Annotated in this window: 19 protein-coding genes; 14 read left to right on the plus strand and 5 right to left on the minus strand. The window is 38.9% G+C overall.

The window, feature by feature from the left end; genetic code table 11:
* A partial coding sequence (locus M899_RS13830; protein ID WP_021272251.1) for a response regulator occupies positions 1–909 on the minus strand: 909 nt, incomplete at its 3' end.
* A 560-nt stretch (positions 910–1469) separates the two neighbouring features.
* On the opposite strand from M899_RS13830, the gene M899_RS13840 reads away from it, so the two are divergent.
* From M899_RS13840 to M899_RS13880, 9 genes are all read left to right on the plus strand, one after another.
* A complete protein-coding gene (locus tag M899_RS13840) occupies positions 1470–1721 on the plus strand; it encodes a hypothetical protein (protein WP_021272222.1) in 252 nt (83 codons plus the stop codon).
* 58 nt (positions 1722–1779) lie between these two features.
* The gene (locus M899_RS13845; protein WP_021272106.1) at positions 1780–3219 is read left to right on the plus strand and encodes an aldehyde dehydrogenase family protein; all 1440 of its coding nucleotides are present in this window, start codon (positions 1780–1782) and stop codon (positions 3217–3219) included.
* Positions 3220–3357: 138 nt separating this feature from the next.
* Positions 3358–5043 (plus strand): c-type cytochrome, encoded by a 1686-nt coding sequence (locus M899_RS13850; protein WP_021272232.1) that lies wholly within the window; start codon positions 3358–3360, stop codon positions 5041–5043.
* A gap of 278 nt (positions 5044–5321) precedes the next feature.
* The gene (locus M899_RS13855; RefSeq protein WP_021272132.1) at positions 5322–6884 is read left to right on the plus strand and encodes an ATP-binding cassette domain-containing protein; all 1563 of its coding nucleotides are present in this window, start codon (positions 5322–5324) and stop codon (positions 6882–6884) included.
* Positions 6885–6950: 66 nt separating this feature from the next.
* Positions 6951–7442 (plus strand): YajQ family cyclic di-GMP-binding protein, encoded by a 492-nt coding sequence (locus M899_RS13860; protein ID WP_021272217.1) that lies wholly within the window; start codon positions 6951–6953, stop codon positions 7440–7442.
* The gene (locus M899_RS13865; RefSeq protein ID WP_021272125.1) at positions 7439–8182 is read left to right on the plus strand and encodes a glycerophosphodiester phosphodiesterase family protein; all 744 of its coding nucleotides are present in this window, start codon (positions 7439–7441) and stop codon (positions 8180–8182) included. Before M899_RS13860 ends, M899_RS13865 begins: the two co-directional genes overlap by 4 nt.
* Entirely contained in the window at positions 8182–8790 is a 609-nt protein-coding gene (locus M899_RS13870) for a hypothetical protein (protein ID WP_021272207.1), read from the plus strand. The genes M899_RS13865 and M899_RS13870 overlap by 1 nt, the downstream gene beginning before the upstream one ends.
* Positions 8791–9327, plus strand: a complete 537-nt coding sequence (locus M899_RS13875; RefSeq protein ID WP_021272160.1) for an NUDIX hydrolase — start codon at positions 8791–8793, stop codon at positions 9325–9327. It abuts the gene before it with no gap.
* A 124-nt stretch (positions 9328–9451) separates the two neighbouring features.
* Entirely contained in the window at positions 9452–10246 is a 795-nt protein-coding gene (locus tag M899_RS13880; protein WP_021272143.1) for a hypothetical protein, read from the plus strand.
* Here M899_RS13880 and M899_RS13885 read toward each other — a convergent pair.
* Positions 10243–10767, minus strand: coding sequence for an NYN domain-containing protein (locus tag M899_RS13885; protein ID WP_021272210.1), 525 nt, complete (start codon positions 10765–10767; stop codon positions 10243–10245). The genes M899_RS13880 and M899_RS13885 overlap by 4 nt on opposite strands.
* Before the next feature lies 1 nt (position 10768).
* Positions 10769–14485: a hypothetical protein gene (locus tag M899_RS13890; protein WP_034729592.1), complete on the minus strand. Its 3717-nt coding sequence runs from the start codon at positions 14483–14485 to the stop codon at positions 10769–10771.
* Between the two features lie 148 nt (positions 14486–14633).
* Between M899_RS13890 and M899_RS13895 the strand changes: the two genes are divergently transcribed.
* The 3 genes from M899_RS13895 (at position 14634) to M899_RS13905 (ending at position 18075) form a co-directional block, all read left to right on the plus strand.
* On the plus strand, positions 14634–16010 hold the full coding sequence (locus M899_RS13895) for a hypothetical protein (RefSeq protein WP_021272246.1): 1377 nt from the start codon (positions 14634–14636) through the stop codon (positions 16008–16010).
* A gap of 44 nt (positions 16011–16054) precedes the next feature.
* Entirely contained in the window at positions 16055–16384 is a 330-nt protein-coding gene (locus tag M899_RS13900; protein ID WP_155897220.1) for a hypothetical protein, read from the plus strand.
* A gap of 188 nt (positions 16385–16572) precedes the next feature.
* Positions 16573–18075, plus strand: a complete 1503-nt coding sequence (locus tag M899_RS13905) for a potassium/proton antiporter (protein ID WP_021272184.1) — start codon at positions 16573–16575, stop codon at positions 18073–18075.
* Here M899_RS13905 and M899_RS13910 read toward each other — a convergent pair.
* On the minus strand, positions 18072–18968 hold the full coding sequence (locus tag M899_RS13910) for an MBL fold metallo-hydrolase (protein WP_021272120.1): 897 nt from the start codon (positions 18966–18968) through the stop codon (positions 18072–18074). The genes M899_RS13905 and M899_RS13910 overlap by 4 nt on opposite strands.
* 125 nt (positions 18969–19093) lie before the next feature.
* Here M899_RS13910 and M899_RS13915 point away from each other — a divergent pair, with 125 nt between their 5' ends.
* Positions 19094–19420, plus strand: a complete 327-nt coding sequence (locus M899_RS13915; RefSeq protein WP_021272244.1) for a winged helix-turn-helix transcriptional regulator — start codon at positions 19094–19096, stop codon at positions 19418–19420.
* On the opposite strand, the gene M899_RS13920 is transcribed toward M899_RS13915, so the two are convergent.
* Positions 19411–20229 carry an Fpg/Nei family DNA glycosylase gene (locus tag M899_RS13920; protein WP_021272113.1) on the minus strand — a complete coding sequence of 273 codons (819 nt, stop codon included), beginning with the start codon at positions 20227–20229 and terminating at the stop codon, positions 19411–19413. The genes M899_RS13915 and M899_RS13920 overlap by 10 nt on opposite strands.
* Positions 20230–20377: 148 nt before the next feature.
* Between M899_RS13920 and M899_RS13925 the strand changes: the two genes are divergently transcribed.
* On the plus strand, positions 20378–21496 hold the full coding sequence (locus M899_RS13925) for a hypothetical protein (RefSeq protein ID WP_021272238.1): 1119 nt from the start codon (positions 20378–20380) through the stop codon (positions 21494–21496).
* The last annotated feature ends 122 nt before the right edge of the window (positions 21497–21618 follow it).

Below are 21618 nucleotides of genomic sequence, written 5' to 3' on the forward strand. Positions count from 1 at the left end.
CTCGTCACTTTCCCATTTTAAATGTTCTGTCATATAGAGAGCATAAAGAGCGGCGAGTAGTGAATAATTGTAAATATCAGGGCTCTCAATTCTTAAGTGATCTGCAAGGTCTAAGTATTCTTTGGAGCTTGCGATAATATTAACCATATTGTGAGCATAGAAGTTGACGTATTTTATGGTTTTATCATCGAGATTCACTTTAAAAATATTTTCCTGCAAAATATTACTGGTATGAATGAGAAAATTCTTTTTCTTCTCCGCATTGATATTTTCATTACTAGCAATCGTTTTACATATTTTTAAATTTAAAAGAGTATAGGCCTGAAATTCATCAATCAGAGCATGCAGAAAATCGATTCCTTTTTCTTCAAATTTTTTAAGGATCTCGTAATTATAATTGTCGCCTTTATTTGCAACTTTAATATATTTTCCTGGGCGAATACGAATATAAATATCAAAGGGAGCAGTTTTTCCTGAGATAAAAGAGCGGATAGGAACTTCACAAAAAAGAATGTCCTCCATCTCTTTTTGTTTGTAACTCTCTTCACTTGCACCCAAGAGAGTCATGATCTTATTTCTAAGCTCGTCTTGATTAATAGGTTTTGCAACAAATTCATCGGCCCCTAAGTGATAGGCCCTTTTAGCATCAAGGGCCGAAAGAAAAGAAGTCATGATCACAAAGGGCGTAGTCGGTAAAATTGTTTTTGTATCAGTAAGTAAGTCGATACCACTACCATCTGGATAGAGGTGGACATCGGAAAGAATAAGATCAAAGTTATTGTTGTTGATTTTGTTTTTTGCTTCAGTGAAAGATTCGGCGAAAGAGAGTTTAACGTCGAGGTTTTCGAGATAATACTCGAGTACATCATGAATTCCTTTTTCATCCTCTACTATTAAGATCGATTTCATATTTCAAACTCCCTCGCTTTGTTAGTTTAATCCTAGATTTTGTTTACACAAAGGAGCAATTGACATGATTTAGATAAATCATCGTTTAATAGCTAAGTTGCTAGAAAAAGCTCAAGTTTAAACAATATTTACCGACAAAAGGAGATAGAAAAGGAGGGAGACATGTGTGATTTTTGTAAAGCAGAAAAGCGTGATTGGAGATTCACTAATGGTAAAAACGCTAAGTTATATAAAACAAAATTATTCCGTGTTTTCAAAACGGGATCAGTGCCTGTGACTCTTTGTTATCTATGTTTGATCGATCTGTTTTGTCTCGGTGAAAAACGTTTTCTATGCCGTAGTTTGCCACTACTTAGGTCTCTAGGCTCAAGAGTGCAGAAGGAAAGTGAAAACATTTGGTAATTTCGCCCAATTTCATTGGCTTATATTTGCTAAGTTCTCTAAATCTCAAGCTCCATAAATACTGATTAAAATCATCAAACTTTTGATATCGTGTAATCATTAAGAAATCCTCAGAATCTCTTTACAATTTCTTCATAAAGAGAGGAAGGGGAATCTTCGTGTGTGATGTTTGTTCTATTAAAGAGATTGATTGGAAGTTTAAGCATGGTGAGAATAAAGCGCGCTTAAAGAAGGCCTTTCTCTATCGCTTCATTGCTGGTTTCATGGTGGAATTGGAGCTTTGCTCTTTGTGTGATCGTGAGCTTTTTTATAATGGAGAAATAAAATTTTTGTCTGACTATGAAGAACTTGAAGGGAAGATTAATAAAAATAAAAAGAAGTATCTAAAACCAAAAATTCAAGCGCGATAAATTTCCCAGCGGGCCTTTTTTTCGCTACACTAGTTAAGTCTATTTGCGAGGAAAAAGCATGAATCCATTTGAGTTAAAGTCACTGACTTCTTCTTTTATTAATAACGAATTTTGTAAATCACATAGCGATGCGATCACAGTATTAAATAAGTATTCTAAGGAAGAAATCGCAAGTGTTTCGCTTGCCAATGAATCCGAAATTGAATTGGCCCTAAGCTCTAGTGAGAGCGCCTTTCAGATCATGAAAAATTGGAGCGCAGGGGATTGTTACTCTCATCTCGAAAAATTCATTTCACTCATTAAAGAACATCGCAATACTCTTGTTGATATTATTGTTGCTGAAGCTGGAAAGCCTCGCTCTTATGCCCAAGTCGAGTTGGAAAGAACAATTCAAACTCTCACTTTTGCAATGGAAGAATCACGCCGCTCCCATGGGGAAGTCGTCAATCTTGATTTCGCTAATGGCACGGGAAAAACTGGCGTCGTTAAGCGTTTTGCTAAAGGTCCAGTGATTGGAATTTCACCTTTCAATTTTCCTCTTAATCTCTCCGTTCATAAAATTGGTCCGGCCTTCGCTGTAGGGGCCCCAATTATTTTGAAGCCTTCGCCTTATACGCCTTTAAGCGCTCTGTATATTGCTAAACTTTCTGCTCTTGCGGGTTATCCCCCTGGTGCATTGAATGTCGTGGTCGCCAATAATGAACTTAGCGAGAAACTTGTTCGCGATTCTCGCACCAAAGTTTTTTCTTTCACAGGAAGTCCCGTGGTTGGTTGGGCCTTAAAAGATAAGGCCCATAAGAAAAAAGTCGTTCTTGAGCTTGGTGGCAATGCGGCCGTGATCGTAGATGAAGATGCAAATCTAGAAGAGGCCTGTGCCATAATTGCCAATGGCGCCTATCTTTATGCTGGGCAAATTTGTATTTCAACTCAGAGAATTTTTGTTCATAAAAAAAGAGAGAAAGAATTCACTCAAATGCTCGTTGCAAAAATACAAACTCTAAAAGTAGGTGACCCCAATGAGATGAACGTCACTGTGGGCCCGATCATCGATGCTGTTCATGTGAAGAGAATTAAAGAGTGGGTTGACGAGGCCATTGCCATGGGTGCAAAGTGTGAAGTTGGGGGGAAAGTTCTCGATGAACAAAAAAGTTTATACGCCCCAACACTTCTAAGTTCTGTGAATAAAGAAATGAAAGTTTATGCCCAAGAGGTTTTTGGCCCAGTGGCGACGATTAGTTCTTTTTCTCAATTTAGTGAGGCCATTAATTTAGTGAACGATTCTGATTTTGGACTACAGTGTGGTGTGTTCACCAACGATTTTTCTCATGTCAAAATGGCCCACGAAAAAATTGAAGTTGGTGGCATTATCATCAACAACGTTCCCGGTTTTCGTATGGACCATATGCCTTATGGTGGCGTTAAAGATTCTGGGCTTGGCCGTGAAGGTGTGCGCTATGCCATGGAGGATTTCACCGAGGCGAGACTTCTGGTCTATTAATCGCATACTAACAACTTAAAATCACAAAATTAGGGCCATAACTGTCAACTTTTTTAAGGGGATAGTTTTGGCCAAACAAAAGCGCTCAAGGTATGAATAAAGTGGGAAACACGAATCAAAAACACACTGGGAGCTGCTATGCAAAAGATTATCTTTTTTGCATCCTTATTTTTAAGCACGTATTGCTATTCAAATTTTGACAATGCCGATTGGTCAACCGAGGCCTCAATTGAAAAAGGTGAGACGAGGGCCAATATCTACAATCTCGAAGAAGAAGAGTTTGAACAAATTAAAAGAGATGGTCTTATCCACGCTCTTCGCTATCCCGTGACTGTGACGGGACTTCTTATTCCTTATGATCCGATGAAAAACTTTTTCAACGATGGTGAAGACAAAGGTCTAAAGAAATATCTCGCGAAGATTGGTCAAAAACTTTCTGGCTTTCATGATGAAAAAAGCATGTACGAGTGGCTAGGCCTTAACAAGTATAACGATGAAAATGCCACAGGCATTTACAATATTCCTTATCCTGATGGGCACAAACCTGATTACTACATGGGTGCCAGTATTATTGAAACAAAGTGGGGCCGTGGGCTTACTTATTCATGTGCCACTTGTCACTCGGCCTCTTTATTTGGTCGCAGCGTGATGGGTCTTACTAATAAAAGACCGCGCGCCAACAGATACTTTGTAATGGCGAAAAAATTTGTTCCGCTGATTCCTTCTCATCTTTTTGGTGAATTCACTGGGGCCACGCCAGAAGAAGTTGCGATGTTTAGAAGAACAAAAAGAAATCTTCCATCGGTTGGTGCAAAAACGCCACAGGCCTTGGGCCTTGATACATCACTGCCACAAGTTGCACTTTCACTTTCAAAAAGAAAGACAGATGAATATGCAACAAAAAGCCGCTTCTTTGAATTCTCTCCAAGACCTAATGCTCTTAAGACAAAGATTGCTGATTCAAAACCAATGGTATGGTGGAACTTAAAGTATAAAACGCGTTGGCTCTCTGATGGATCTATTGTGCAAGGTAACCCTATTCTTACGAATTTTCTTTGGAATGAAATTGGAAGAGGAACTGATCTCAAGGAGCTTGAGCAGTGGATGAAAGATAATCAAGAGACGATTAAAGAGCTTACTGTTGCCGCTTTTGCAACTGAGGCCCCAAAGTACTGGGACTTTTTTCCAGCAAGTAAAATTGATCTTGCTAAAGCAAAGCGTGGAGAAGCAATCTACAAAAATCAGTGTTTGAAGTGTCACGGTGAATATGTGAAAGCATGGTCGAGTAACTATTCTCATCTTCTTACTCATGAACAAAAACTCGCGACAACGAAAGTGATCTATCACGAAAAAACACCTGTGAAAGATGTTGGAACTGATCCAGGTCGCTATGAAGGAACAAAGGCCTTTGCTGATGCACTTAACAAGCTTTCCATTTCAAAATGGATGAAGACAGTTGTCGTTCCTCAAAAAGGTTATGTGCCACCGCCACTTGTGGGAATTTGGTCGCGCTGGCCTTATTTTCACAACAATGCAATTCCAAATCTTTGCGAACTTCTTACTCACCCAGATAAGCGTGTGAAGACGTTCTATCAAGGTCCTGCCAATAATCCAGAGACTGATTTTGATGATGAGTGTGTGGGTTATCCGACAGGTGATAAAATTCCTAAAGCATGGAAAAAAGATAAAGATGCTCTTTTCGATACACGTCGTGAAGGAATGAGCAATAAAGGACACGCCAAGGCGTTTATTGGCGAAAATGGCGAAGAGATCTTAAGTGTTGAACAGAAAAAAGATCTTATAATGTTTCTAAAAACATTGTAGTTGCAAAAAATCCTAAATCCGTTTAGGATGACAAAGAATAAACCCATCTGGGAGGTACTGACATGAATTCAATTATTGTAAAAGACATTTTAAATAATGAATCGGCAGTACTGTCACTCGTCTAAATACCACGATTACAGTAATTCATAATGAAGGCCGGTTCTAGTAACCGGCCTTTTTTTTATTAAGGCACATTTCTAACAAGGAGAATGATGTGAACGTATTTTTATTATTGAATAAGGAGGATTTTATTATGAATCAAAACTACGAGGTCAGAAATGACGTATTTTTTGAAGATAGACAACGTGCAAAGGGGCACAAAAACCCTTTTAGAAAATGTAAATTTGGAGTTTGGAAGAAACGAAAGAATTGCTCTTATAGGTGCTAATGGCACAGGTAAATCAACTCTTTTAAATATTTTATTTGGTGAACGAGAAGGAATTGATTGTTCAAACCTTCAGACCAATCTTCCAGACTCCCGCTATTACCATAAGCAGGAGCTGACAAATGACAAAGATATTCAATTTTTATTTTTTCCAAAAAACACAGAAGTGGGCGCACTTTACCATGCCATTTATGAAGGCCATGCAATCGTTGATGACTACTCAAGATATGAAGAACTCGGAGGAACAATTCTTGAAGAAAAGTTCTGGCGACTCTTGGAAAATCTTAAGTATGAACCCACAAGGCCACTTTCCACATTAAGTGGAGGCGAGCTGATGCGTTTGTATTTAAAACGATGCGAGTTTCATGAAAGTGAAGTTGTTCTTCTTGACGAGCCCTCTAATCATTTAGATTTAGAGGGCAAGAAAATGTTATCGCAATTTATTGAAAACTATCGGGGGACAATTATTTGTATCTCTCACGATGTGGAGTTTATTGATGGACTTTTTTCAAAACTATGGGTCATTGAAAACTACAAGATCTCTTCTTTTAGTGGTAATGCCACTGCATTTTTTGAATATAAAAAATTAGAACGCAAAAAACTCATTCATAAAAAAGAGCTTCTGCGTGATGAGATTAAGAAATTAGATCACGCTCTTGAAACAAAGAAGCGACTTCAAGATAAAAGAGATCATTTTAAAGAGAGTCGCTCAATTGCAAAGAATGGGCGAATTTGTAAAAGAGATGAAGGATCGGCAAGTGGGAGCTTTAGGCCCAATAGTATAAGGGCGCAAATGAATCGCCTTAAAAATAGAATTTCAAATACGAGTGACGAATTGTCATCTCTAAAGACGCAAAAGATTTTAAATCCAAAACTACAAGCAGTATCCCTACAAAAAGGGGGGCGCTTGTTGCTTCATGGAAAAAAGATCATGAGTTTTCCCACGCAAGTTCACCCCATCGAGGAAATCTCCCTTGAGCGTGGTCAAAAACTTTGGATTAAAGGGGCCAATGGTTCAGGAAAGAGTACTCTCGTTCAATGTCTTATAGGGGAGGGGGAAATTTACTCTGGAGAAGTTAAAAGTGTTGATAATTTAAAAATCGTTAAGGCCACTCAGCTTATTCAAAATGACGAAAGTCTGTTGAACGAATTTTTTGACCTAGATAAAGAGAGCTTCACACAAGTGGTCACTCTATTTTGTTCATGGGGTGGAGATTATGAATCCTTAGTTAAAAATAAGGCGCTCTCCTTTGGTCAAAGGGTAAAGTTGTGGCTGGCCTTTTTAAGTGTGGCCCAATTTGATATTTTGATTTTGGATGAGCCTGAAAATCACTTGGATATTGTCGGCAGACAGGGGCTTTGCAGCTTTTTGTCTCAATATCAGGGATCATTGGTGCTTATCACCCATGACGAGGTTGTTGGCAAAGCGTCAAACGCCACAGAATTTGCGTTATAGGGCCTGACAAACTTCCCATTGATTTGTGTTTGCGGTATCCTGTTTAGATTAGAGAAGGAGAGTGTAATGCCATCATTTGATTTAGTTTCAAAGCTCGATATGGGTGAAATGAAAAACGTGGTGAACATGGCCCAAAAAGTTATTGCTGGTCGCTATGACTTTAAAGGTTCAGATACAACGATAGAATTTAAAGGCGAGAAACAATTAGAGATTCGTGCTGACGATGATTATAAAATCAAAGCGGCCCTTGATATCTTGCGTGCACAAATGGCCAAGCGTGATATCGGGATGAGAAGTATTGAACCAGGTGAAATTGAGCCAAGTGGAAACCAAAAACTTAAGCAGATGCTTGATCTTAAGGCCGGCATCGATAAGGATATGGGAAAGAAGATTAATAAGATCATCAAAGACTCAGGTATCAAAGTTACTTCAAGTTATATGGATGAGAAAATTCGTGTTCAAAGTAAAAATATCGACGATCTTCAAGCATGTTTTCAAATGCTTCGTGCTCACAAAGAAGTGACGGTTGATCTTCAGATGGAGAATATGAAACGTTGAGATCATCACAATTTATCTTAAATACACCAATTGCCCATAGAGGCCTTCACAATGAAAATGTGCCAGAAAATAGTCTAGGTGCATTTTCATTGGCCATGGAAAAAAATCTTCCCATTGAATTTGATCTTCACTTATCAAAAGATGGGAAGCTTTTTGTGTTCCATGATTACTCATTGGAGCGCATGACTGGGGATTTAAGGGCCTGTGAAGACTTAACGCTAAAAGAGCTTCAAGAGCTGAGGCTTAAAGACTCTCAGGAGAGGATTCCCTCTTTTCAGGATCTACTAAGATTAGTGAAAGGCAAAGTTCCCCTTGTGATTGAGCTTAAGTGCTACACGCGCGAAGATCATATGGCGAAGATTTTGATGGAAGAGCTTGCAAATTACGACGGTGAATTTGCAATCCAGTCTTTTAATCCTATGCCTTTGACTTGGCTTCGTCGTCACTACCCTGATTCTCTTTTGGGACTTCTTAGTGGCAGCTTCGAAGGAGCGAATATTTTATTTCACAGAAAAATTCTTCTGCGCTATCTCCTTGCCACTCCAATGGTAAGACCAGATTATTTTGGATTAGAGTTTTTCGATAGACCTACGATCCAAAGTTTTCTTGCGAAGTACATATTTAATAAGCCGATAGTTCATTGGACTATTGATAAAGAAAAAGATTATTTATTCTGCCTTAAAAAAGGGCGCAACGTAATTTTTGAGGCCTTCTTGCCCCAATTAAATGGAAATTCTTAATGAAAAGAGCTGCTATTATTTTCAGCACGATTTTTATCCTTGCTGGAATTGTTTATTTTTTCTATGCCAATCAATCTCTTAATTCAACTTCTCCAGATACCATCTCTAAAAAAGTAGAAAGCTCATTTGATAAAAATGATGATTCTGTGAAATCACCAAGTCTACTTACAAAAGAAGATGTTAAGGCCATCTCTGAGAGCACTTCACTTACTGAAGAGCAAATAATCGAACTAGAGGCCACGTTTGAAGAAATTGAAACGCACTGGCAAGAAGAAGTCCAAGATATTTTTATCAATGACATGGGCCTTACTAAAGAGCATGTAGAAGATTACTTTAAGATGCGTGAAGGTTTTGAAAAAGATTCTTATGAGGCCTTTGAGGCCTTTCATGAAGAGATGGTAAGAAAGCACGGTGAGAATTACTCTTACAACCCAACAGAAGACGAAGAAGCTTTCCAAAAGAAAATTCGCGAACGTTATGAAACTGAATTTCAAAAAAAGATTGGACTTGAAAATTTTCAAAAGTATATCCAGCTTAAAGACTCTTTCAATCAGCGCCTTATTGAGAAGTATGACTCAAATAAGGGCGTTCTTCACATAGAGTTCTAAATGTTAGGTAAGTGGAAGGATATTGAAGTTAAAGAAGTTCTGAAGGCCACGGTGTTTCGCTACTTTCAAAAAAGAAGGCAAAACGCTGATGGCACTAAAGAGTTTACTTTCGATGTCCTCCAGTGTCCCAATTGGGTGAATGTGGTGGCCACAGATACTGATGGCCATTTTGTCATGGTAAAGCAATTTCGCCATGGCACCGCTGAGTTTAGTTTCGAATTTCCTGCAGGAGTTATCCATAGCGGCGAAGACCCAATGCTTGCTGGAATGAGGGAGCTTAGGGAAGAGACGGGCATGACTTCCAATCAATGGACTTATCTCGGGGAGATGAATGTTAATCCCGCATTTATGACAAACAAGTGTTACTTCTATCACGCAAAAAATTGTATCAAAACTCACGATCAAGAACTCGACCCGCTCGAAGAAATTGAAGTTCATGCGATGAGTGCTAAGACTCTTCACACGGCCATCCAAAATCATAGTGTCAACCATTCGCTTGTGACATGTGGTTTATATCTTTTGGAGCATCATTCATAATTTTTGTGCTTTCCAGTGCTTTATTCTTGATAATGCGGGGATAGTTTAAAAAAGTTCAGCATGAGTACTTCGTATAAACAGATTTGATGTTTAAATAAAGGCAATCTAGTCCGAAGGGATTTTTATGAAAAAGCTCATGGCCTTTATTTTTTTATCACTTCTTTTTTCTTCATGTAAAAATCAGATGAATGTGGAATTGAATGATCTTATTAAGGCCAATGCAAGTTATGGTGATGAGAGTTCTTCAGATAACCCCGTAGTAGAAACATACGGCTATCGCCTAGACGCTACGGATGAAGAATATGCAACATACTCTGGTTATGCTCTTCAAATGGATAGCACTTACTTGGCCGCTACTTATACAATGACAGGTGCTCAAAAATTTAACTATGGGATTCCCACAAATTTTTCAGGCACGGACAATCAAAAACTCGATTTCACTTCAGGCGTAAAGGCATTTGAGTGTGATATTTCATATATCGATGCGGCCCCAACAGATAGTATTTTTGGCCAGATTTGTGGTGTTTCAGAGTTCATTACTAATAAGGGTGTTTTGTTTCAGATTGTTGTGAATAATTCAAATATTACAGTCATCATTGTTATCGATAACGCCATTGTTTACAGTCAGAGTTTGACATCACTGGATGAAGCACCAGAGCGTATCGGCTTTGAGTTAAATGCGAACACTGGGATTGTTACAATCTATTTTGATAATATTATCGTCCCTCTAAGTTCTAATGCCTATACTGTGATGGAGTATCTTGGCGTTCTTTCTATTCAGGAGGGGGATGGCAATACCAACAACACGGGCAAAGAGACTTCGATGCGTTTAGTTTTAGATGGAAGTGATATGACTAATGCTTACGATACTCCAACAACAGACCCCTTTGGTGGGCCTGTTGCGAATATTGTATTCTAGCGAGTTTTTTTATACGGCGTTTTAGGTCTTTGTTTTTTTGGCTGACCTGTTAATTCAAAAACATCTTCAGAAATAATGGGGTGAAAATAATCGGCCTCTTCAACAAGAAGGTGAGAGGTCGTATCTTCGATGGCCGCAATCTCAACTCTTACACCTTCACTTTTTAAGTGGCGTACAAGTTCGATATAGTCACTATCACCAGAGAGGATGATAATGGTATCGACCTTACTGGCAAGTTGAGTGGCCTTAATGGTTAATGGGATATCGGCACTTTTGTGACATGGAATAACTGATCCGTGAAAGTAAAAGTGTAGACGCTCTTTTAGTTTAGAGGAAATATTTTTTCCTTCTCTAAAATAAATGAGCCTGTTGAGTCCACGATTATCTAAAAGACGTGGGATAAGCACGTCAAAGTTAATCATGGTGTTTTCGCTTTTTGTTACAGTATGGAGCGAGCGCTCGATATTGTTGCCATCTACAAGAATGGCAACTGATTGATTGATATTTACATCGACTGACATTTTATTCCTCCGGTTCTTCACCCTCGTCATCGGAGCAAGTGGCACCGTTAACAAGATAATACAAAAGAGAGCCGATGTTAACTCGCTGTGCTTCAGTATTGCGGTAATAGAACCAGAACAGATTATGGTGTTTGAAAATCGTCACTTTCGAACATGGGATCGTCATATACTTAATCATATGAAAGAAAACGACTCGTGCGTACTTTTCATTTCCATCTCTAAGGTCTGGAGCAAGCATTAGAATAACGTTGCGGTAAACCTCAAAGGCCCTATCAAGCTCATCTCTGTCGATAACATTGTCTTGATTGCGATCAAAACGTAGGAATGTTGATTCGATATTGAGCATGGCCCCAATGACAAGAGTGTAATCTCTAATTCTCATTGGTTCTTCAATAGGAATGTCTCTGGCAAAACCTTCAATACTGCGAATGAACTCGATATTTTGCTCTTTTGAGTTATCTGTTGAGTACCTCTGCAGTTGAGGGAAGAAGTTGTTAAATTTTAAATCTTTGAAAACTACATCAAAGAAGTTCTCTCTGTGGCAAACAGGATCAATACGATAGTCGCCATCAGATTTTTCGACAAATGGACAAATGTCTTTCATTCTGTCCATGACTTTGTTGGCAAGCACTACTGCTTGTAAAATAAGAGCAACGTACTCCGTTCCTTCTTCTTGATTGAGTTGCATATCTCCATTTGATTGACTCTGGAATAGGTCACCAAGAAGGAGAGTGTTTCTTGAGAAGAATTGGAAGTTGCTAGTCCATAGGTTGAACTCTTCTAAGATAGAACGAATACCAACAAGGAAATCTCCAAGTTGTTCCATCGTAATTGAGTTGCCTTTGGCATCGTTTGGATTGCTTACATAAGGGCCATAGGCCACAAGAACTTTTCCTAGACCCCAACGAATCATAGAAAGCTCTTCAAACCCGTACTTATTGCGAAGAATCTTGAATGTATAATGTTGCATTCCTGAATCTTGATCTCTGAAGTAGCGGTAGTTTGTTGCAAGCTTTGTGAAATTTTCTTTAAGCTCTGGCATGTAGCCTTCTCTAAGCTTCTTGTACACAGGAAGGTTAGGGAAGTTCACTGTCTTAAGCTCATTTAAGATTGTTTCTACGATATTTTTCTTGCCAAAAATATCAGGTAGATTCAATTCTTCAGCTTTATTCTCTAAGAAATCAAGGGCGCGACCACCAAAGCTTTCGGCCGTTTGACTTCTACCACTCTTAGAAGCTTTCTTTGCCTTTGGCTCAAGTTGATCTTTCATATGATCATAAGTCGCATCAGTGAAGATCATGATCTCGAAGGCCTCAAAGAACGTATTCATGACAGTGTCGATATCTTTCTTTGTGAAGATAGAATCAAGGTCTTCATGATTTGAAGGAAGGTCTGGCTCTTTTGCGTTATAAGTCAGCTCTTCTCTCGGTTTAAGTTCAATAAGCCTTTCTTTAAGATCAATGATTGTTCTTTTAAAGCGAGTAAACTTCACTTCAGTAAAACGCTCAAGAAGTCTAAGAATAGAAGTCACTTTAATGATATTTGTCTCAGGAGCAATCTTCTCCATAAGATCATTTAGTCCTCTACCAATTTCGTAAACTTTTACATTGAAATCAAGTTTCGTCTCATACTTATCGCGCTTTAAAGTAATGGCCTCAATCAGAAGTTTTACTATAGCGCGTGCTTTAGAGATAAGTTTTTTCGCATCTTCCTTAGAAAGATTATCAGGTGCTCCACCAACAAGAAGCGCCTTTACTGGGAAGACATCTGCAATAAGATCAAGGTCTTCGTCTTTAAGATTTGTTAGATTTTGTGTCTCTTGTAAGAAGCTTACAATATCCACATCTTTATTAAAGACACGGCCTTTTTCTAGGTTCTGATCAAGCTTTCCTGTGAACTCTACAACAGTTGAAAGAAGTTCATCTTGGTGCTCAGAGATTTCATCATTTTCGTATTTTTTGAAGAAGTCCTTAATACCATCAGTAAGGTTAAGTCCATCAATCAATACGTTGATATAGTTAAGAGCACTTTGGAATTCTTTAAATGTGTACGTTTCTTGATCGCCGCCCAGAATATTTTTCTTGAAGGCCACAAGGGCCTCTGTGAATTTGCTTTGGTCTTCTTTTTCAAAGAAGAACTCGATGATTTTCTTCGCTTCACTTGCTGCAAGCACAGGGAAGTCCACATCAGTTTTAAGAAGAAGAGATTCAATCTTAACCAGCTGTCCTTCTAGGAGGATGCGCTTTTGCATGGCCTCTTCTTTTCTTGGAAGAAGGTAGCGAATATCAAAGTAAATCTCTGCTAGCTCTTTAGTCTTACTTAGAGCATCGAAAACTTCTTTTCTTGTAATAAGCTCACGTGAGCCACCAAGGGCAAGTTGTTTGATAGAAAACAGAGCATTGACTACTTCCATGTCGAAGTTAAATGTCTTTGTTTCTTTATTAAGAGTCTCAATAAAATTAAGAACTGCAAGCTCAGAAGGAATAGTCACTTCATTACGAATAAGAGTTTTGGCCTCACTCGGAAAGTGCTTTGCTAGTGAATAAATCTTTTCACGAGCCGTATTAACATCGTCTTCTTCTTTTTTCGTTAGATCTTTTGTGATCTCTTCAATCTGGTTGTAGCGCTGAAGAGACTTGATACCTAAACGCAGGTAAGTAAAAATCGTTTTAAGGTCTTTGAAAAGAAATTTTCTTTTGTCGCCACCAATGAGGTCTTTTTTGAAACTTTCAATGAGCTTTTCATAATCGCGCAGCTTGAAGCTTCCGCTTTTTAGCGTCACTTCATCTAGATCGATCTGCTCAGCGATATTGAAGAGGTCATCAATATCAAAGATATACTCTTCGTCTTTGTGCTTATAAAGAGCGTTTTCAATATTGTCGGCCTTATCAATAAGGTAGTCATGATATTCCCACTTATCGCTAAAGTCGCTATCGGCGATAAGAACGGCATCGAAGGCCGCGATCAAAATTCCTGGGGCCTTTGAAACAAGGTCAATAAGCTCAAGTGATGTGATCTCTTCTTTTGTTCCGCCTAGGAAAAGCTTTTTAATAAACAGAAGTGAGTCGATGACTTTTTCATCAACATTCTTTCCAGAAAGCTTTGACTGAAGGTCTAGGATAAATTGTTTAAGATTAATTTTCTTTGGAACTTTGTGACCAATTTCAATGATCTTTAATGTTTCCGCTGAGAAGCGTTCGATGGCCTGAATAAGAAGTTCGCGGTTTTTCCAAAAATCGGCGCGCTTTTTCTTATCACTCATATCACTAAAAACTTGGTATATAATGATGGCCTCTTTATTCACGCTTGAAAGAAGCTTGAATAGAGGAGTGATATTATCTCTTGAGATTTGTCCGGCCTCATCGCGCAGAAGAAGCATATTAAGTTCGAACACAAGGCTTAGACCTTGAATGATCGTCTCACTATTTTTGTCGAAGAATTTTTTTACGAACTGAGAAAGCTCACCTTCAGTTAGAACGTCGCGGTTTTGTGTTTTCACGTAACGAAATTGAGCGAGCTTTGATTCGATACACTCAATTTGTTCTTGGACGTTTTCTACAAATATTTGGCCGATCTTGGCCGGATCAATCGTACAGTCGCTCCCAAGTTGGGGGCTTCTGTAGACGTTAGAGTCTTCTACAGGTGTGTCCTTCAAATATCCACAACTTGCAAGCAAGGTCATGGCAAGGATTAACATGATATTGTTTAATTTTCGCATATTTAAGCCAACTTGGTTGGTTTATCGTGTTGATTTGTGTTAGAAAACCATATTAAATTTGTCACCAAATAGGAAGTAAAGTTAAGGAAATGTAACTTAATTACATGGTGCGCAAAAATAAAGTGCATTTTGCCGTTGGAAAGCTACTATGGTTTTAATGATAAAGAAATATTCGATACTACTTGCAACTCTAATCGCAATTCCAAATAGTTGGGCACTAACTTTGCCTAACGGTGATATGAATGGCAGTGTATCTTTCGAAAAATTTCACCGCCTGAACAGCCCAGGTTATCAAAACAACTTTAATGAGTGGGCCGGAGTTTCTTTAAGAGGGCAGGGCGACTTTAAGCATATGCGCGGCACTCTCGATGCCGATCTGCGCTTCTTTTTCAACGACACTAACGATATCAATTACTCGATTTCCGAGGCGAATCTTGAGTATTCAGATTCAGACCGCCGCTTTGTGGTGGGAAGGAAGCTTCTTGATTGGAATATCAACGAGCACTACTGGATGCTAGGAAATATGAACGCTCAACAAGGGATGCAGCTTCTTTCTGAAAAGCAGGAAGGACTTGTGGGCCTTTATGCTGAGAGAAAGTTTGATCAGCACTTTAAGCTCTCGCTGTTTTTCTCATATCTTTATATACCACCGTTGAACCCTGGTATTGATGTGAAGGACGGCAAGATCACGTCGAACTCTGAGTGGGTGAGAAGACCGCCAGAATATACTGTTATTGAAGGTAAGCGAGTGCCTATCGTTTACAATATCAATATGCCTGAAATCTCGGATATCGTTTTCAAGAAAAGTCTTGGGATTCGTCAGGCCTATGGCTGGGACGGCGGAGAGCTTTCAAGTTTTATTATCTATAAGCCTGAAAATAAAATCAGGGCCAACGCCGATGCCGTTTTAAATCAAACGCCAGAAGGTGATTACAATATTAATGTTACGGCCAACCCGATTGTGAACCACCACATGATTTATGGTGTGCAGATTCGTCAGGACTTTGGCGATGTGAAGACGGTGACAGGCCTTGATATTACTGATCCCAACGCTCGTTTAGGAAAGGACTTTGAGATTATTGATCCTGTGAAGATGAAAGAGAGCAACAGAACTTTTAGTTCTGATTACTTCTCGATCGCACCGGCCTATGATCGCGAGAGCTACTTTCACTCAACGGCCTATATTGACCGCACGAACTACGATATCCTTTTTAGTTATATCCAGCTTCTTAGTGATAATAAGCGTGGAAACGATGACTTCTATAGTGATGCCATTAAATGGAAGCAGGCCTTCGGTGGGAAGATCCGCTACTTTATAACTGACAATTTTAATATTGCGGCGGACTTAAAGTACGATATCGCTAGAAAAGACAATATCTTAAAGCTTGAGACTCAATATCGTTTTGCTCCACAGGCCGATCTTAAGGTGGGAGCGGAGCTTTTCAAGTCACCTCAAGAGAATTCTTATTGGAGTGCTTATCGTGCTCATGACACGATTTACACACAATTACGCTTCCTCTTCTAATTCTTTACTTTTGTAATTTACGATTATCACGTATAATTTTGGCCATGACGATGAAGTTATGGCCTCGCTTTTTATACGCTCTTTTGCTTCTTCTGACACTCTGTGTGCCAGGGACTCCTAGTGCAAACGAAGTATCTCGCGAAGCTAAAATTCAAGTTGAATACAAGAGCGTCTTCTCTCACTTTAGAAATGGAGAGAAGGAGAGTTTTGAAAACTCTGTTTCAGTTGATTCTCTTCATTTACCTTTTTTAGGGCTTCTTGAATTTAGAGCCGAGCTTCTTTGTCAGCTCGATTATTTTGAACCCGTATTCAGAGCAAGAACAAATTTCTTCGAATACCCAACAGGTCCGAGTCCTCCTTATTTATTAAGCTGATTACACTTTTTTAAATCGTTTAATAAATTCTAAGGAGAATTATCGTGGAAAATAATAAAGGCCCTGAAAAAAAAGGGAACAACATCGGGTTATACTTTTTTGCAGTTTTATTTTTAGCAATGCTTGTTTACGCCATTGTTAGTCAAATGATGTTGAATCAATAAACGGCCCAAGGAGGGACACTTTTAATGGAAGCGATTTTAAACCAAGGACTATTAATTGGCTCAATCCTTCTCTTTGTAAGTGTCATCATCTCTAAAAGCTCTAGCCGCTTTGGTCTTCCCATCCTAATCATCTTCATGCTTGTGGGGATGTTTGCTGGAGGCGAGGGCCCAGGCGGCATCGAATTTGAAAATTACGAACTCACTCATTCCCTAAGTCTCGTGGCCATCGTCCTGATTATTTTCTCAGGGGCGCTCGACACTAAATTTGATGAAATCAAACCCGTGGCCCGCCGAGGTGTTCTGCTTTCAACACTTGGGGTTATTCTCACGGCCGGATTGATTGGGGCGTTTTCATATTACATCTTTAAGATCTCTCTTTTAAAGTCCCTTCTATTAGGAGCGATTCTCTCCTCAACAGATGCGGCCGCTGTCTTTGCTGCGTTTAAAGACCGCCACTCGGGCTTTGATAGAAAACTTAAAGGCCTTCTTGAATTGGAATCGGGAAGTAACGATCCCATGGCCTATTTTCTCGTGACGATCTTTTTAGGTTTAGTCGATAAGACTATTACCTATGAGACATTGTGGGTTGATCTGGTTTTAAATATTATCGTGGGCCTTCTTGGAGGTTATGCTTTTTCAAAGCTCTTTTTGAAAATCAACAACTCCATCAACTTGGACTTCCAAGGTTTATACCCGGCCCTAACGATGGCCTTTCTCTTTTTCACATACGCGGCCACAACACTTTTAAAAGGAAACGGACTACTTGCTGTTTATCTTTTCGGTCTAATCATTGCCAATAAAAAGTTTGTTCATAAAAATGCTCTCATCTCTTTTTACGATGGGATTGCATGGCTATCACAAATTGGGCTTTTTATTTTACTTGGGCTCTTGGCCATTCCGTCACGTCTTGTTTCTGTATGGCAAGAGGGGATTTGGTTGTCGATCTTTCTTATCGCCATCGCAAGGCCATTGATCGTTTATCTGTTGATGGTTGGGGGAAAGTATTCGCTGGCGCAAAAGTTTTTCGCCTCATGGGCCGGACTTAAAGGGGCGACACCAATTGTTTTTGCGAGTTTTGCGGCCACGCACCTAGGAAGAGAAGTCTACTTTATTTTTGATATCGTCTTTTTTGTCGTCGTCTTCTCGGCCATCGTGCAAGGGATGACGCTTAAGTATTTTGCGCGCAAACTGAATTTTCTCTATCCACTTTCTCACGATGAGCACTTTCCCATCGATATGGAAACTCTTGAGCGTACAAAGTATGGGATTCGAGAGATTCGCTTAAAGTCAGGAGACGATGCCATTGGTAAGCGTATTGTGGATATTAAGCTTATCAATGGCACAAGAGTTCTTTTCATTAAGCGCGGGGATTTTTTGATTATTCCCGATGGCTCACAAACTTTTGATGAAGGCGACAGAGTACTTGTGGCCACCAATGAAAAAGGACAGCTCGCAGAAGTGGAAGAGATTCTTCGAAACGGATCTTTTTTCATTGAAGAGCCTGGTGATTTCGAACCCGTTCACTAAAATTTAGGCACCACCATATTGGCCTTAAGATCGTGACTTGGAATAACTTTTAAGTTCCCATTGCTCATCCAAATTCTATGAAGAAGCTCAACGCTCTCTCGCGTATGTTCAGCATGACCATCAACGAGTTTTTTCGCTAAAAAGTTTTTATCTTTATTTGAGATCACTTGGTCGATTGTCCATACGGCGTCTCCCACTAAAAAGAATCGCCCTTCATTTGTATTTATAATGTAGCCCAATGAGCCCTCAGTGTGGCCAGGAAGGGAGACGATTATAAGGGAGCCATCACCAAAGAAGTCGAGAGACTTTTTAAATGGGCCATAGCTTTTATCTTCAAGATTTAAAAAATTCCATGTTAAAAAATCTGCATCCATTTGTGATTTTATGAAAACTTGTTTGGTGTCGTTTTTCATATTTTCAAATTCACTCTTTAGCGTGTGAATAGTGACTGGCCCAAAGTCTTCGGCGCCACTGGCGTGATCAAAGTGAAGGTGAGTAAAGAAAATGGCCTCTATTGGTAAATCGCCAATTTGCTCTTTAATTGTTTTTGATTCTTCAAAATCAAAAAGAGGGCGCGCATAGGCGGGAAATTCCATAAACTGCTCACGCGCTTTTAGACCAAGGCCCGTGTCGATAAGATAGTTCTTTTCGTTTTTGGTGAGAAGATAGGCCGAGTGAGTGGAGTAGTGGATAACATCAGAGCGTCCCTCATCCATGATAAGCATTTCACGAGAGAGATTTTTACCCGTCTCAAGCCTTTTAACACTAAGAGTGCTAGCATTTTCTTTAATGGGCAGTTTGTATGGAGTTGGGTCAAAATCGTTTGTAACAAGAGTTCTCGCTGAACAAGACAGAACAAGAGTCGTGATGAGAGGCATAAAAAATACTTTCATTGATAACCTTTTTTTGGCAGTTTCTATTAACCTGATGCTAACACGATGATATAATCGTGCATGGCCACCAAATGGTTACTAGGTTACCTCAAGGTAACTTAGAAAAAATTTTGTCTAGGATTTTTATGCTTACTGAAGAAGATTTAAATATAAGTGTTAGAAATATAAACACGAGCCTCGACGTTCTGGGCGGCAAGTGGAAGATTAAAATTTTGGGTTTTCTTTTGTTTTATGGAAAGCGCGGCTTTAATGAACTTCTGCGCGATACGACGGGAATTTCTCAAAAGGTTCTAAGCTCTCAGCTAAAGGAGCTTGAGCGCGATGAGCTTGTTGTTAAAGAAATTTCAAGCACCACTCCCATTCGCGTGAGCTACTCTCTTAGTGAGAAGGGCATGGAAGTAAGGCCTGTTCTTGTGGCGCTTTGTAATTGGGCGCAGAAAAATTATTTCTGACAGTGGGGGCAGTAATATGTCCCCCTCGTTGCTAACACAATCTTTTTCACTTCCGTTTTCTGGCACATGCGACACGTCTTCTGATAAAAAACCACAAGATTTTTCACCCCTTCACCCTTGTCGCCATAAGCGTCTTGATAGCCCCCAGAGAAAGTTGTGCCACCAGTTTTAATCGTATCATCAAGAACAAGCTTTGTGGCCTTAATGACATTTTCTAGATCGGCCTTTGTCAGTGTTTTCATTTTGCGCGTTGGACGAAGGCCCGCACGCGCACAAATTTCACTGGCCATATAATTACCAATACCCGCAAAGAAATTTTGTTCCAACAAAAACGGCTTCAATACTTTTTCAGGACGAATCTTTTTCAAGTGCAAAAGATAATCCACATTGAAATCATCACTACTTACATCAGGCCCAAGGCGTGTGAGCCACTTCGCTTCATTCTCAAGATTAAAAAAGTGCATATTCCCAAATCGTCTTGGATCAATGTAGCCGAAGTACACGATCTCGTTATCGTGCTTGCCTTTAATGAGAACATGGGTGTGCTTTTCTGTGATCTTTGTTTTTGAGATTCGCCACGAGCCTGACATACCAAGGCCCGAGATAATGCGCTTATCGTTTTTTAAAAAGAAGCGCAGCACTTTTCCTTGGCGAGAAATCTTCTCGATTACATCGCCCTTTGTGAGTGCGTAGTCTTTGTCTTTTACAACGCCATCAGAGACGTCGGAGTATGTGACGGAGTCTACTTCCAGAGGGAGGTAGGGGGTGAGTTGGGATTTTATTGTTTCGACTTCGGGTAGTTCGGGCATATTAAGAAATCTTTTGTTTTGGTTGTGAGGTTGATTATAGCAGAGGTTTTGGGGATTGGGAGGGGGAGGTTAAGAAAACTTGATTCAAGATAATATAAACTTTAAACCGATAATTTATTTTATTAATTATTGAAATATTTGGAGATGTATGCATTCCCCTAATTACAAAAAAGTTTATGTGCTAGGCGCCGGTTTTTCGATAGAGGCAGGAGCTCCAAATCAATATGATTTAATTAAAAATATATTTGAACTGAATGACTCTAGTCCTAACCTTTTTGATAGAGAAGTATTTGAGCGGTTTAAAAAGTTTTTATCTGAAGATCTTTTTATTTCAGAAGAGCATTTTGGTGAAGTCGAGTTGGAAGATATTTTTACTCCACTTGATAGATGTATTGCAGAGAACACTTCATTCAGAGGGTTGTCTTTTGATGAAATGAAAAGAGCTCGAAGTGACGTTTATTATCTGATTGCAAAAATGTTAGATGAAAAACTAAGAGATATTGATTCAAGTTATATTGATAAGTTTGCGAAACATCTAGTTTTTGAATCTAAAAAACGTAGCAATAATAGATATAAAATGATTGACCCGGTTAGTGTTGTAAGTATGAATTGGGACATTATGTTAGATAATTATATTAAAAAAAACATTGATTTGGATGAATCTACAATTAAAGGAGTTGTTGATTACTGTTGTCATGTTAGTTCATTTAATAAATATGATAATACGATCAAGCCTGGATTAGAAATTTTAGGAGCAGGTGGGTATAATGTAAAATTATTAAAAATACATGGTTCATTAAATTGGTTAGCCTGCCCAAGATGTTATCGAAATTATGTTGGCTTTAATGAAAAAATAGGCCTTTATCAATTTATGAATCAGCAGGAATGCAGACACTGTAAAGAAAACTTTAAAAAAGATAGAAAATCAAGCCATTTGAATTCAAGCTTAGTCATGCCTACATTTATAAAAGATTTAGATTCCCCGCAATACAAACAAATTTGGCAAAATTCTGCAGTCGAATTATCTGAAGCCTCAGAGGTCATTTTTATTGGTTATTCTTTACCTAGTGCTGATTTTGAATTTAGGCAATTGCTTAGTCGTATGGTGCGTAAGAATGCAAAGATTACTGTTGTGGATTTTTCTAGTGAATCAGATAAGCAAAATATTCCTGTGTTCAAAAGATATAAAAGGTTTTTTGGGAAAAGAGAAATTATTTTCCATTGGAATGGTACAAAGAGTTATGTTGAAAAATATATTGAAGATTAAAATATAGAGTTATTTATTTAAATTTATTTTGTCTAGAAAATGCACTAATGTCATTTTAAGTAAGTCGTTCGTTCAATTCATAACATACGTAAAAGGTGTTGGAACCTCAGTTCAGTTAAGGA

This window comes from Bacteriovorax sp. BSW11_IV, from assembly GCF_000447755.1.
In the GTDB taxonomy this organism is placed as follows: domain Bacteria; phylum Bdellovibrionota; class Bacteriovoracia; order Bacteriovoracales; family Bacteriovoracaceae; genus BSW11-IV.

What these genes read in the sequence shown, in the direction of transcription:
- M899_RS13905 (WP_021272184.1), top strand. Translation starts at nt 16,573, where the DNA reads ATGGAAGCGATTTTAAACCAAGGACTATTAATTGGCTCAATCCTTCTC.
- M899_RS13870 (WP_021272207.1), top strand. Translation starts at nt 8,182, where the DNA reads ATGAAAAGAGCTGCTATTATTTTCAGCACGATTTTTATCCTTGCTGGA.
- M899_RS13845 (WP_021272106.1), top strand. Translation starts at nt 1,780, where the DNA reads ATGAATCCATTTGAGTTAAAGTCACTGACTTCTTCTTTTATTAATAAC.
- M899_RS13885 (WP_021272210.1), bottom strand. Translation starts at nt 10,767, where the DNA reads ATGTCAGTCGATGTAAATATCAATCAATCAGTTGCCATTCTTGTAGAT.
- M899_RS13925 (WP_021272238.1), top strand. Translation starts at nt 20,378, where the DNA reads ATGCATTCCCCTAATTACAAAAAAGTTTATGTGCTAGGCGCCGGTTTT.
- M899_RS13895 (WP_021272246.1), top strand. Translation starts at nt 14,634, where the DNA reads ATGGTTTTAATGATAAAGAAATATTCGATACTACTTGCAACTCTAATC.
- M899_RS13875 (WP_021272160.1), top strand. Translation starts at nt 8,791, where the DNA reads ATGTTAGGTAAGTGGAAGGATATTGAAGTTAAAGAAGTTCTGAAGGCC.
- M899_RS13880 (WP_021272143.1), top strand. Translation starts at nt 9,452, where the DNA reads ATGAAAAAGCTCATGGCCTTTATTTTTTTATCACTTCTTTTTTCTTCA.
- M899_RS13900 (WP_155897220.1), top strand. Translation starts at nt 16,055, where the DNA reads ATGACGATGAAGTTATGGCCTCGCTTTTTATACGCTCTTTTGCTTCTT.
- M899_RS13850 (WP_021272232.1), top strand. Translation starts at nt 3,358, where the DNA reads ATGCAAAAGATTATCTTTTTTGCATCCTTATTTTTAAGCACGTATTGC.
- M899_RS13860 (WP_021272217.1), top strand. Translation starts at nt 6,951, where the DNA reads ATGCCATCATTTGATTTAGTTTCAAAGCTCGATATGGGTGAAATGAAA.
- M899_RS13915 (WP_021272244.1), top strand. Translation starts at nt 19,094, where the DNA reads ATGCTTACTGAAGAAGATTTAAATATAAGTGTTAGAAATATAAACACG.
- M899_RS13920 (WP_021272113.1), bottom strand. Translation starts at nt 20,229, where the DNA reads ATGCCCGAACTACCCGAAGTCGAAACAATAAAATCCCAACTCACCCCC.
- M899_RS13910 (WP_021272120.1), bottom strand. Translation starts at nt 18,968, where the DNA reads ATGAAAGTATTTTTTATGCCTCTCATCACGACTCTTGTTCTGTCTTGT.
- M899_RS13890 (WP_034729592.1), bottom strand. Translation starts at nt 14,485, where the DNA reads ATGCGAAAATTAAACAATATCATGTTAATCCTTGCCATGACCTTGCTT.
- M899_RS13855 (WP_021272132.1), top strand. Translation starts at nt 5,322, where the DNA reads ATGACGTATTTTTTGAAGATAGACAACGTGCAAAGGGGCACAAAAACC.